This window comes from Caulobacter sp. GW821-FHT10C03 (genome assembly GCF_059415485.1).
Genome location: NZ_JBWKNI010000016.1, coordinates 60,022 through 71,694, shown reverse-complemented (window position 1 = coordinate 71,694; position 11,673 = coordinate 60,022). Strand labels below are relative to the sequence as shown.

General features: G+C 68.8%; 9 protein-coding genes. 4 read left to right on the top strand and 5 right to left on the bottom strand.

All coding sequences use genetic code 11. The features are described 5' to 3' along the window. Positions 1 to 36: 36 nt before the first annotated feature. Positions 37 to 1,026 (bottom strand): prolyl aminopeptidase, encoded by a 990-nt coding sequence (gene pip / locus AC07NG_RS19075; protein ID WP_492855890.1) that lies wholly within the window; start codon positions 1,024 to 1,026, stop codon positions 37 to 39. 141 nt (positions 1,027 to 1,167) lie between these two features. On the opposite strand from pip, the gene AC07NG_RS19070 reads away from it, so the two are divergent. From AC07NG_RS19070 to AC07NG_RS19060, 3 genes are all read left to right on the top strand, one after another. Beyond that, complete coding sequence (locus tag AC07NG_RS19070; protein ID WP_492855891.1) at positions 1,168 to 1,716, top strand: TlpA family protein disulfide reductase; 549 nt, start codon at positions 1,168 to 1,170, stop codon at positions 1,714 to 1,716. Between the two features lie 29 nt (positions 1,717 to 1,745). Continuing rightward, positions 1,746 to 2,000, top strand: a complete 255-nt coding sequence (locus tag AC07NG_RS19065) for a low temperature requirement protein A (protein WP_110121231.1) — start codon at positions 1,746 to 1,748, stop codon at positions 1,998 to 2,000. Positions 2,001 to 2,135: 135 nt separating this feature from the next. Further along, positions 2,136 to 3,101 (top strand): bifunctional helix-turn-helix transcriptional regulator/GNAT family N-acetyltransferase, encoded by a 966-nt coding sequence (locus AC07NG_RS19060; RefSeq protein ID WP_492855892.1) that lies wholly within the window; start codon positions 2,136 to 2,138, stop codon positions 3,099 to 3,101. A gap of 75 nt (positions 3,102 to 3,176) precedes the next feature. On the opposite strand, the gene AC07NG_RS19055 is transcribed toward AC07NG_RS19060, so the two are convergent. Beyond that, positions 3,177 to 5,471, bottom strand: a complete 2,295-nt coding sequence (locus tag AC07NG_RS19055; RefSeq protein ID WP_494595679.1) for a TonB-dependent receptor — start codon at positions 5,469 to 5,471, stop codon at positions 3,177 to 3,179. 216 nt (positions 5,472 to 5,687) lie between these two features. Here AC07NG_RS19055 and ettA point away from each other — a divergent pair, with 216 nt between their 5' ends. Beyond that, the gene (gene ettA / locus AC07NG_RS19050; RefSeq protein ID WP_487291734.1) at positions 5,688 to 7,355 is read left to right on the top strand and encodes an energy-dependent translational throttle protein EttA; all 1,668 of its coding nucleotides are present in this window, start codon (positions 5,688 to 5,690) and stop codon (positions 7,353 to 7,355) included. 60 nt (positions 7,356 to 7,415) lie between these two features. Here ettA and AC07NG_RS19045 read toward each other — a convergent pair whose 3' ends face one another. From AC07NG_RS19045 to AC07NG_RS19035, 3 genes are read right to left on the bottom strand one after another with little or no spacing between them, the layout of a single operon-like run. After that, positions 7,416 to 9,437, bottom strand: a complete 2,022-nt coding sequence (locus AC07NG_RS19045; protein ID WP_494595677.1) for a M48 family metalloprotease — start codon at positions 9,435 to 9,437, stop codon at positions 7,416 to 7,418. After that, complete coding sequence (locus tag AC07NG_RS19040; protein WP_494595676.1) at positions 9,425 to 9,796, bottom strand: hypothetical protein; 372 nt, start codon at positions 9,794 to 9,796, stop codon at positions 9,425 to 9,427. The genes AC07NG_RS19045 and AC07NG_RS19040 overlap by 13 nt, the downstream gene beginning before the upstream one ends. Then, positions 9,793 to 11,610 carry a hypothetical protein gene (locus tag AC07NG_RS19035; RefSeq protein ID WP_494595674.1) on the bottom strand — a complete coding sequence of 606 codons (1,818 nt, stop codon included), beginning with the start codon at positions 11,608 to 11,610 and terminating at the stop codon, positions 9,793 to 9,795. The genes AC07NG_RS19040 and AC07NG_RS19035 overlap by 4 nt, the downstream gene beginning before the upstream one ends. Positions 11,611 to 11,673: the final 63 nt, after the last annotated feature.

The window sequence follows — 11,673 nt, the reverse complement described above, 5'->3', positions numbered from 1 at the left end:
CGGGCCCCTCCCTCTCCCTATGGAAGAGGGGACTAACTACCGCCCGAACGCCGCGTCGGTGGCTCGCACCAGGCCGTCGATGACGCCGGGCTCGGTCGAGGCGTGGCCGGCGTCCCAGACGATCTCGAAATGGGCCGAGGGCCAGGCGCGGTGCAGGGCCCAGGCGCTGGCGAGCGGCGTGACGACGTCGAAGCGGCCCTGGACGATCCAGGCCGGGATGCGCCGGATCGTCTCGATGTTCTTGAGGATCCAGCCGTCCTCGGGGAAGAAGCCGCGATTGACGAAGAAGTGGCTCTCGATCCGCGCGAAGGCGATGGCGAAGTCTTCTTCGTTGAATTTCGGCGGCCGGGCCTCGGGCCCCCGCAGCGAGATGGTGTCGCCCTCCCACTGGCTCCAGGCGTTGGCGGCCTCGGCCTGGACGCGGCGGTCGGGATGGACGAGGCGCTTGTGATAGGCGGCCATCAGGTCGCCGCGCTCCTCGACCGGGATCGGCGCGAGAAAGCGCTCCCAGGCGTCGGGGAACAGCATCGAGGCGCCGTCCTGGTAGAACCAGTTCAGCTCCTTCTCGGTCAGCAGGAAGACGCCGCGCAGCACCAGCCCCTCGACGCGGTCGGGATGCTTGATGGCGTAGGCCAGGGCGAGGGTGGAGCCCCAGGAGCCGCCGAACACGGTCCATTTTTCGACGCCCAGGTGCTCGCGCAGCCGCTCGATGTCGGCGATCAGGCTCCAGGTGGTGTTGTCGTCGAGGCTGGCGTTGGGACGCGAGCGGCCGCAGCCGCGCTGGTCGAACAGGGCCATGCGCCAGCGGCCGGGATCGAAGAACCGCCGCATGGTCGGGTTGATCGCCCCGCCGGGGCCGCCGTGCAGGATGACCGCCGGCTTGCCGCGCGGCGCGCCGCATTCCTCGTAATAGATCTCGTGCGGCCCGCCGACCGACAACCAGCCGAAGGAGAACGGCTCGACCTCGCGGAACAGGCCGCGACGGCCGATGGCGGACATGGCTGCGAGGGAAGCATGACGGTCCATGGACAGAACCTAGGCGGTTTGCTTGCCCCTGTGAACGCGCTTCGTCACGGTTCGGTCGTTGTCGAGGCGGGGCGGGAGTAAGCTTGACCGCGAGCAACCCTGGCGATAACGCCGCTGGAGCAGGTGGCGTACGGAGGGGACATGCGGCGGCGCGAAGTGATGGCGGCCCTTGCTGCGATGGGGGCGACGACGGGCCTGGCGACGCCGAGCCTGTCCTGGGCCAAGGGCAAGCAGGCGGCGGTGGGCGACGTCGCGCCGCCGTTCACGATCTCGACCTTCGATCACCAGGTCATCAAGTCGACCGAGATGGCCGGCGACGTCGTGGTGCTGAACTATTGGGCCACCTGGTGCGGCCCCTGCCGCGCCGAGATGCCGGCCATGGACCAGTTCATGCGCGAGCGCAGCGGGGCGGGCCTGCGGATCTACGCCATCAGCGTCGAGGATTCGCCGCCGGAGCGGGCCCTGCGCGACCTCGCCAAGGTGCTGGCCTTCCCGCTGGCCAAACGGCTGACGGGCAAGGGCTATGGCAAGATCGACAACGCCGTGCCGACCAGTTTCGTCATCGACCGCCAGGGCGTGGTGCGCCACGCCGACTCGGGCAGCTTCACCTACGGCAGCTTCGCCAAGCTGCTGAAACCCTTGCTGGCCGAGCCGCGCCCGATCGAGGCCAAGTCGGCGCCGGTCGCCTAGCGGCCGAAAGGTCTGCTATGTCGGGGCGCATGAGCAATACGCCTGAAGACTTCTCCGACGACGAACTGCTGGATCTGCTGAGCGACGACCAGCTGATCGAGCTGGACCAGTCGATCGCCGACATGTTCGGCGCCGAGGGGCTGGACCGGCCGGAGGCGCTGGTGGTGCTGGCGCGGGTCTACACCATGCGGGCGGCCGAGCGCGACGAAGCCTCGGCTCTGGCCCTGCTGCAACTGGCGGCCGCCATGCGCCGCCGCGCCGAACGGCTCAAGCCGCGTCAGTAGGGGCGGGCAGGGCGACCTTCCGCGACATCGATAGCGACACCGCCGGGCCGAGCCAGCGCTCCTGACGTCGTCTTGACCGTAATGCGTATAGCTAGGTATATAGCTTGCTATATACAATTCTGCAGGATGGCGCTCATGACCTCCGACACCCTCTCCGACCTGGGCGTGACGTTCCTGGGAAGCCGCCTCAAGCGCCTGGGCGACCGGTTGCAGACCGAGGCCGGGGCGATCCTGCAGGCCATGGACCTGCCGGTGCAGCCGGCCCAGCAGCCGCTGCTGGCGGTGCTGCGCCGCGAGGGGCCGCGCACGGTCGGGGCGATCGCCCAGCATCTGCGCATCAGCCAGCCCACCGCCACGCGCGCTTTGCAGGCGCTGATCGAGCAGGGGCTGGTCGAGGCCAGCAGGGAAGGACGCGACCAGCGCCACAAGCTGCTGTCGCTGAGCCCCGCCGGCGAGGCCTTGATGGACAAGCTGGAAAATGACCTCTGGCCCCGGGTCGAGGCCGCCGCGATCTCGCTGTGCGGCGGGCGGCATCAGCAGTTGATGGACGCCATCGCCGACATCGAAGCCGAACTGGACCGCCGCTCGCTCGTCGATCGCACCTTGGCCGACCGCACCCTGGCCCCGTCGATGAGCGTGCGCGACTTCTCCGACGAGCTGGCCGAGCCGTTCCATCGCATCAACGCCGAATGGATCGAGGAGATGTTCGCCCTGGAGGCCAACGACGTCGACCTGCTGTCCAACCCGCGTGAGCGGATCATCGACAAGGGCGGGGCGATCCTGTTCGCGCAGACGCCCGACCTGGGCGTGGTCGGGACCTGCGCGCTGATGAAGGCCAAGGACGGTTGGTTCGAGCTGACCAAGATGGGCGTGTCGAAGTCGGCGCGGGGCCGCAAGGTCGGCGAGTTCCTGCTGGCCGAGGCGATCAAGCGGGCGAAGGCGATGGGGGCGAGCGAGAAGCTCTACCTGCTGACCAACACCAAGTGCGGGCCTGCCGTGCACCTCTACGAGAAGCTGGGCTTCGAGCACGACGCCGAGGTGATGGCCCTGTTCGGTTCGCGCTACGAGCGCTGCGACGTCGCCATGCGGTTCAGGGGCTGATCACCCGAGGGCTGAGAACGAAAACGCGGCCGGGAGTCGCCTCCCGGCCGCGCGTCCTTCAGGCTCGAAGGCGGATCAGAACGCCTTTTTGATCGTCACGAAGCCCTGGCGGGGCGCGCCCGGCAGCAGGGTCATGGCTGTGCCGGCGGTGTCGTTGTTGACGAAGCCGCCCGAGCCGACGGTCGAGATGTAGTCCTCGTCGAACAGGTTGGTGATGTTGGCCTGGATCTCGAGGCCCTTGGTCCAGCCCTCGCCGTCGAAGCTGTAGCCGAGGGTGAGGTCGGCCACGGTGGCGCTGTCGACCTTCCCGCCGATGTTCTCGTAGGTGTAGTAGCGCTCGCCGGTGTAGCTGACGCCGAGCTTGGCGTAGAAGCCGGCCTGCTCGAACTTCACCTCGCCCTTGAAGATGTTCTCGGGCGTATCGACCACGGTCTTGCCCGCGGTGTGGGCGACGACGGCGCCGCTGCCGTTGATGACGTCGTCCTGGTATTCCGACTTGTTGTGGGTGTAGGCGGCGTAGACCGACCAGGCGTCGCTGACGCGGTATTCGCCGGCCAGTTCCAGGCCTTGGGTCTTCACCGAGCCGACGTTCGACAGCACGGCCGGCAGGCCCAGGATCGGCGAGGCCGTCGAGGCGCTGAGCAGGCGGTCCTCGAAGTTGACGTCATAGACCGCGACCACGCCCTGGAACGGACCCCGGTGATAGCGGGCGCCGGCTTCGAAGGTCCGGGAGCTTTCCGGGTTCAGGGTCTTGGCGACGTAGTCGACGACCGTCTGGCTCTGCGAGGCGAACGGGCCGGCCGTCGCCGCCGAGACGTAGGCGGCCATGTTCTCGGTGTAGCCGCCGAAGAACTCGACGCCGCTGCCCAGGTCGTAGACGAAGCCGATCTGCGGCAGGAACGTGTCCTTGCTCTCGATCTTGCCCGCCAGCGCGCTGCCGACCACCGTCTCGACGCTGTTTTCGACCTTCACCGCCTTGAAGCCGAAGTTGACCTTCAGGGCCTCGGTGACGGTCCAGCTGTCTTCGATGTGGCCCGTCAGGGTCTTGGTCTCGAAGCGGTACTGCCACTGGGTGGCGAACGGGTTGGCCTGGAAGTCCAGCGGATCGCGCGACGGGGCCGAGGCGGTCTCGGCATAGAACCGGCGGGCCTGGTTGAAGTGGTTGGTTTCCGTCCAGAAGCCGCCGCTGATGGTGTGGGCGCCCAGCTCGACCGACAGGCCGGCGGTCAGGCCGCCGCGGTCGATGTCGTATTCGGTGGTGCGGATCGACAGCGGGGCGGCGTTCGAGCCGGTCGTGCCGAAGCCGGGGCTGGCCAGGTACGGCGTGTACCACAGGCCCTGGCCCTGGTTCTTGTGCTGGTAGGCGGTGGCGTCGAACTTCACGCGGTCGCCGAAGGGCAGGCTGAGGCTGGCCCCGTAGAGATCGTCGTCACGGATGCCGGCGCCGGCGTAGTAGGCGTCGTCGACCGAGGTGAACGGCGAGGGCAGGGCGGTTCCGGTCTGGTAGGCGCGGGCGGCGGCGATCGCCAGGGCCCAGTTGGGCTGGGTGTTGTCCCAGTCGCGGCCGAGACGCTTGATCATCTCGAACGACATGTCCTGGTAGTCCTGCTCGCGGCGTTCCGAGCGGTGGTAGAAGCCGGTCAGTTCGCCTTCGCCCAGCGGCAGCACGGCCTTGGCGTCGTACTGACGCTGCTTCTGCTCGCCGCCGCCCTTCCACTTGTCGCTCTTCTGGTCGGCGATCGAGACGTAGGCGCGCAGGCCGCCCAGTTGCTCGATGGCGCCGGTCTCGAAGCGGCCGAACACCCGGTGCATGGCCTCGGAGCCGCCGGTGACGTTGAGCTGGCCGCCGAGCGTCTCGGACGGATCGCGCGAGAAGAACTGCAGCGTGCCGCCCAGGTTCGAGGTCGAGGCGACGCCCAGCGCGCCGGCGCCCTGGGCCAGTTCGACCTTGCCGATGTTCTCGCTGGCGACGGCGCGGCTGATGTGCAGGCCGTTGTGGTTGCCGTAGCTCATGTCGCCCAGCGGCACGCCGTCCAGCGTGAAGCCCAGCTGGTTCTGGTTGAAGCCGCGGATCGAGATGCGGGTCGACCATTCGTAGGCGCCGAAGGCGTCGGCCGACTGGAACGACACGCCGGGCAGCTTGGCGATCGCCTTCAGCGGGCTGGAGCCGGAGGCTTCCAGGGCCAGGGCGGCGTCGTTGACGGTCTGGACCTGGCGGCTCTGGCCCTGGCCGATGACGATGACGGCGTCGACCTCGGTGGCGGCGTCAGCCGCGGCGGGCGCGGGTTCGGCGGGCGTTTCGGCGGCGAGGGCGGGAGCGGCCAGCAGGAGGGCGCCGAAGGCGGCGCTCAGCAGAAGAGCGGATTTCATTTTCTATCCCCTGGTGCGCCGGGCGGGGAGATCGCCCAGGGCGCGTCTAGGGGGCTCGCCTAACGTTGATCGACGACACCGCCGCGACGGTTATTTGTCGTCTCGCCGACAGTCTGGCGACGAATGCGTGAAGGGGCCGCGATTGCGCAAACCGCCCCCAACCGCTATTTGAGCGCCCGACCCCCGCACCCCGACCCGAGAGACGAAAAGCCCCTCATGGCGCAGCAATACATTTTCCAGATGCAGGGCCTGACCAAGGCCTATCCCGGTGGCAAGAAGGTCTTCGAGAACATCTGGCTGTCGTTCTACTCCGACGCCAAGATCGGCGTCGTGGGCGTCAACGGCTCGGGTAAGTCCACCCTGCTGAAGGTGATGGCCGGCCTCGACAAGGAATTCTCGGGCGAGGCCAAGGCCGCCGACGGCATCAAGCGCGGCTATCTCCCGCAGGAGCCGGTGCTGGACCCGACCAAAGACGTCTGGGGCAATGTCATCGCCGACTGCGAAGACAAGCACGTCTTCGACAAGTACAACGCCCTCGCGGTTCAGCTCGGTGAGGAATACACCGACGAGCTGATGGAGGAGATGACCAAGCTCCAGGAGATCATCGACGCCAAGGATCTGTGGGACATCGATTCCAAGATCGAGATGGCGATCGACGCCCTGCGCTGCCCGCCCAACGACAGCAACATCGAAAGCCTGTCGGGCGGTGAAAAGCGCCGCATCGCGCTGGCCCGCCTGCTGCTCAGCAAGCCCGACATGCTGCTGCTCGACGAACCGACCAACCACCTGGACGCCGAGTCGGTGGCCTGGCTGCAGCACCACCTGGAAGACTTCCCGGGCTGCGTGATCCTGGTGACCCACGATCGCTACTTCCTGGATCAGGTCACCAAGTGGACCCTGGAACTGGATCGCGGCAAGGGCATCCCCTACGAGGGCAACTACTCCGGCTGGCTGGAGCAGAAGCAGAAGCGCGTCGTCCAGGAGCAGTCGGAATCCGAAGCCCGCCAGCGCGCGCTCACCCGCGAACTGGAATGGGTCCGCTCCTCGCCCAAGGCCCGTCAGTCCAAGTCGAAGGCCCGCCTGGCCTCGTACGACGAAATGGTCGCCGCGCAGGAAAACGCCCGCGCCGCCCAGACCCAGGCCCACATCCAGATCCCGCCCGGCCCGCGCCTGGGCAACCTGGTGCTGGAAGTCGAGGGCCTGGAAAAGGAATACGGCGACAAGGTGCTGTTCAAGGACCTGTCGTTCCGCCTGCCGCCGAACGGCATCGTCGGCGTCATCGGTCCGAACGGCGCCGGCAAGTCGACCCTGTTCAAGCTGATCACCGGCCGCGAACAGCCCGACGCCGGCACCGTGAAGGTCGGCGAGACGGTGAAGCTGTCCTATGTCGACCAGTCGCGCGACGCGCTGGATCCGAACAAGACCATCTGGCAGGAAATCAGCGGCGGCACCGACGTGATGGTGGTCGGCAAGCGCGAGATCAATTCCCGCGCCTATGTCGGCAGCTTCAACTTCAAGGGCGGCGACCAGCAGAAGAAGGTCGGCCTGCTGTCGGGCGGTGAGCGCAACCGCGTCCACCTGGCCAAGACCCTGGCCACCGGCGGCAACCTGCTGCTGCTCGACGAACCGACCAACGACCTGGACATCGAAACCCTGCAGGCCCTGGAAGAGGCGCTGGAAGAGTTCGCCGGCTGCGCCGTGGTCATCAGCCACGATCGCTGGTTCCTGGACCGCCTGGCGACCCACATCCTGGCCTTCGAGGGCGACAGCCACGTCGAGTGGTTCGAAGGCAACTTCGAGATGTACGAAGAAGACAAGAAGCGCCGCCTGGGCGCCGACAGCCTGATCCCCAAGCGGATCAAGTTCCAGAAGTTCGCCCGCTAAGGCGGGAGGAACGCCTCGAGATCGAAGCCCGCCGGACCGGATGGTCCGGCGGGCTTTTTCTTATTTGCCGGCGGGCTTGAGCAGCGAGCGCAGGTCGAACGGCGAGACCGACTGGTCGTCCTTGGCCGTCTTCGGCGTCGCGCCCCAGTAGGCCAGGTCGTGGAACTGCTGCTTCTGCTGCTCGGTCAGCTTGCTCTGATCCAGGTCGCTCAGCGCATCCAGGCAGTCGAGGATGATCTGCTCGCGCTGGCTGGCGCGGCATTTGCCGATGACCGGCCCCGCCTCCTTGAACTTGTGCCCGCGCACCAGGATGCGGACGTCCTCGGGCAGGAAGTAGTCATAGTCGCCGGTCTTGCTCCGGCCTTCCGTCACGATCGTCTGGGCCTGGGCGAGGGCGCCGCGCTTGGCGTACAGCCTGGCCAGTTCGCGATAGGCGTCGGGCGACACGTTCGGCGAGGAGCGGGCGGCCTCCAGGTGGTTGACCGCGTCGCCCGGCCGGTTCTGGGCCAGGGCCACCCGCGCGGCGACCAGCCGGATATAGGCCTCGCGTTTGAAGGGCGTGTTCAGGGCGATCTGGATCTCGCTCGCGGCCTTGGCGTACGAGACCTGCGGATCCTCGCCCTGCACCGGGTCGAGGGCGTTCTCGGCGTTGCTGGCGGCGCGGGCGGCGCGCACCGCCTCGGCCAGTTCGGTCAGGCCCATCAGGCCGGTGGTCTCGGCGACGATCTTGCCGCTGGCGGGGGTGATCTGGGCCCTGTCGTAGGCGGCCTGGCGATAGCGCTCCATGCCCTCCGACCGGGCCTTGGCCGAGCGGTGGTCGCGGCTCATCCAGTCGATGGCCTGGCTCTTGGCCTCCTCGATCAGGCTCTTCTTCAGGGCTTCGCCCATGGTGTTGGCCGCGGCGCTGAACTGGCCCTGGTTGAGCGCGGCCTGGTACTGCGGGTCGGCCAGCAGGGCGGAGGCCTTCTTGCTGAGCCCCGATTTGACGGCGTCTACGCGGTCGTCCATCGCCTTTTCGCCCAGCGCGAACTGGGTCGTGGAGTAGCTCCAGCGCGGCTGGTAGCCGGCCAGGGCGGCGACGTCGTAGCCCGCGGCGTCGGCCTCGTCCTCGAGCATCCGCCCCCAGAACGGCATGGCGATCTTGTCGACCAGGAAGCGCAGGCGGCGATGGGCCTCCTTGGAGTCCTCGATCCGCTCGCGCATGTCGGCGTTCACGCCGGGCTCGGCGTAGCGCATGTTGGCCTCCAGCACCGCGCCGCGCTGGTAGAGCGAGGTCATGCTCTGCAGCAGCTTGCGCTGGCCCTCGGCGGCCTCGTCGCGACGGCTGTGGCCGAGGGCCAGGTGGGCGTATTCGTGACCCAGCAGCCAGTAGAGGTCGTTGTCGGTCAGCTGGTCGGTCAGGGTTCCGGGCGTGGTTCCCTCGAACACGCCCAGCCAGACGGTCAGCGTGTTGTCCGGCCGCGCCTCGGCGTTGTAGGCGAGGTTGGCGCTGATCAGCACCCGGGGACGCGGCGCGTTCGGATAGGGCCAGGCCTTGGCGAGGCGATCGACCATGGCCTGGAGGCGCGCCTGGGTCTGGTTCATCTGGAAGAGGGTGGGGCGCATGTCGCCGCGCACGTCGGCCTGGGCCGACAGCGACAGCACGGCCGGTCCGCCGCCGGGCGTCGTCGTCTTGGTCGCGGCCGGTGCGGGCTCGGGCCGCGCCGCGCGCTCGGTCGCCTGCGCGGCCTGGCCGGGCGAGCACAGGAAGACGCCGTCGCGGCCGCTGATCGAGAACCGGTCGATCGTGGTCGAGCCGATCCGCGCCAGTCCGCCGCCGATCATGCCGCGCACGCCGCCCTTGGCGGGAGGCGGGGCTTTCAGCGCCTCGCCGCTGCAGACCGCCACGAGGCCCGGCTGGGGCGGCGGGGCGGGCGGTTGCGGCGGCGGAGGCGGCGGCTTGGGCGCGGCGGCGGCCTTCGCCGGGGGCTTGGCGGCGGGCGACTTGCGGGCCTGGGCCATGGCGTCGCTGGCCGGGACGCCCAGGCTCAGCCCCATAGCGAGCGCCAGGACGGCGCGCAGGCGCGGGGTCAGTTGTTGCATGCCGCCCCCTGCGACCCGGCCGTGGCCGTGGCCTTGGGCCGCTCGGCCATGCGCAGCCCGCTCTGGCACGGACCCTTGCGGGCCGAGAGCGCGGCCTCCAGCACGTAGTAGCGAACCCCCGAGGCGTCCTTGAGGGTCAGGCAGCCGCCGCTGGCGGGGACCGCCGGGTCGCGGGTCAGCGGCGGCAGCTTGCCGGCCGCGACCGTCTGCTTGGTGGCGAAGCAGTCGGGATCGGCGTGCAGCGTGACGCTGCCGGCGCTGAAGGCGACTGGGACATCGCCGTCGGCGGCGAGCGCCGGGCCGGCTGCGGGCAGGAGCAGGGCGGCGCAGAACGCCGCGGACGCGATCGGACGGTTCATGATGAGGACGCCTCGTTCTCGGTGGCTCGGGGAGGGGGCGGGGAAGCGGGGCGGCGGCGCAGCAGGGCGCGCGCCTTCCGGACGCCGTTTCGCCAGGCGACGACGACGGCGTCGCGGCAGAGGATGGCGCTCCAGCTGAAGCCCTCGATGCTCCAGAAGCTGATCACGCCGTCCATGATGGTGAAGCCGAACAGCCCCACGATGTTGACCGGCTCCCAGTGTCGCGTCTGGGTGAAGATCACCGCCGTGGTCAGCACGACGCAGCTCATCAGGAAGAGGCCGACGATCTTGCGAAGGACGTCGCGGCGGCGAACGCCTTCGGCTTCGACGCGCCGCCGGGTGTGCTCTACCAGGAAGGCGATCGAAAAGGCGCAGGCGAACTCCAGCACCTCGCCCCAGTCGAGGTTGAGGTCGCCGAGCAGGCCGTCCTCGAAGACGTCGGGCGGCGGCCGCTGCAGGTTCGGCCCCAGGCGGACCAGGTTGTCGTAGGCCATGGCGTGGAACTGCACGCCGGGCTGGCGGCCGTGGACGACGTTGCTGATCCAGTCGTTGTTGCCCGACTGCGCGGCGCCCACCATCACCGTGCGGCCCGCAAGGTAGCCGCGAACTTCGCCGGCGCGCGGGCCGGTCAGCTCGTCGCGCAGCACGGCGTAGTCGAAGGTGGGCGCGTAGGGGCAGGCGACCTTGGCGGCGGCCTCGTGTTCGCCGATCGCCGAACTCAGCTGGACGAAGCCGACGGAGAGCAGCCGCAGCGGCGAGCGGGTTTCCTTGTCGCAGTCCTTTTCTTCGTCGCTGACGGCGTAGATCTTCTGGTCGAGCGCCAGCTTTTTCGGATCGGGGCGCGATCCCCAGATGACCGAGGCCTTCTCCGCAGGAAGGCCGAGCCTGTCCAGCGTCTCGCGAAACGCAGGCCCTTCGGTCGGCAGCGCCCGCAGGGCCGCGCACAGGGTCTTGCCCTCCTCCGGCCTGGCCGGCGCGCGCAGGCAGTCGACGGCGTAGGCGGCCATCGCCGGGGAGAGATCGTATTGCGCGCCGCCGTGCCAGGCGAAGCCCGGCCTGGTCGCATCGCCCGGGACCTCGATCGTGCGCAGGGCCTTGCAGGACGCCATCAGCGCCGCGGCCTGCTTGTTCTTGGCCGGGTCCCGCTTGTCGCCATAGGCGTCGTTCATGGCGGCCGCATAGTCCTGGCGGGTAAGGACGGGCCGATAGGCGTCCGGCAGGTCGGGCCAGCCCAGCGGCGCCAGCAGGGCCACGCCGTCCTGGGCGATCATGTCCATGGACATGGTTCTGCCGGTGATCGGGCCGCACTGGTCGGGCGGAAACTGCTTGCCGAGGATCACCGGCACGCCGCCGGCCTGGACGATGCATTTCAGCTTGTGGAGCGGGGTCGAGCGGCAGTCGGCGCCCTTGGGCCAGTCGGCGACCCGGGTGACCTCGCCGACGGTCTGGATGAAGGCCTGGCGCTCGCTGGGCTCGCCGAACTCGGACACCAGCATGTAGTCGAGGAAGATCGCCGAGGGACGTTCGGCGGCCAGGGTGCGGACGAGATCGCTGTAGAAGCCGCGCGGGGGAGGCCAGGGCGTGGCCATCTCCTGCAGGGTGGCGTCGCTGACGAGAACCACCGTGGGGCGATGGGGCGGCGCGTCGGGCTCGCCGCCGTAGAACGGCGCCGTCATGCGCCCGACCACGCCGGCGCTATGCCGGTCGGACGCCTCGTCCAGACCCATGGGATCGAGCACGGCGATGATCGCCGCGATCGCCGTCACGATGACGGCCACGACGAAACATGCCGCGAGCTCGCGACGAAGTTGCATGTGCAGACCCCCCTGCCTCTTCACGATAGGGGCAGAGGGGGCTCATGGTAAAGCGAATAGTCG

What these genes read in the sequence shown, in the direction of transcription:
- AC07NG_RS19045 (WP_494595677.1), bottom strand. Translation starts at nt 9,437, where the DNA reads ATGCAACAACTGACCCCGCGCCTGCGCGCCGTCCTGGCGCTCGCTATG.
- AC07NG_RS19055 (WP_494595679.1), bottom strand. Translation starts at nt 5,471, where the DNA reads ATGAAATCCGCTCTTCTGCTGAGCGCCGCCTTCGGCGCCCTCCTGCTG.
- AC07NG_RS19035 (WP_494595674.1), bottom strand. Translation starts at nt 11,610, where the DNA reads ATGCAACTTCGTCGCGAGCTCGCGGCATGTTTCGTCGTGGCCGTCATC.
- ettA (WP_487291734.1), top strand. Translation starts at nt 5,688, where the DNA reads ATGGCGCAGCAATACATTTTCCAGATGCAGGGCCTGACCAAGGCCTAT.
- AC07NG_RS19040 (WP_494595676.1), bottom strand. Translation starts at nt 9,796, where the DNA reads ATGAACCGTCCGATCGCGTCCGCGGCGTTCTGCGCCGCCCTGCTCCTG.
- AC07NG_RS19065 (WP_110121231.1), top strand. Translation starts at nt 1,746, where the DNA reads ATGAGCAATACGCCTGAAGACTTCTCCGACGACGAACTGCTGGATCTG.
- AC07NG_RS19060 (WP_492855892.1), top strand. Translation starts at nt 2,136, where the DNA reads ATGACCTCCGACACCCTCTCCGACCTGGGCGTGACGTTCCTGGGAAGC.
- pip (WP_492855890.1), bottom strand. Translation starts at nt 1,026, where the DNA reads ATGGACCGTCATGCTTCCCTCGCAGCCATGTCCGCCATCGGCCGTCGC.
- AC07NG_RS19070 (WP_492855891.1), top strand. Translation starts at nt 1,168, where the DNA reads ATGCGGCGGCGCGAAGTGATGGCGGCCCTTGCTGCGATGGGGGCGACG.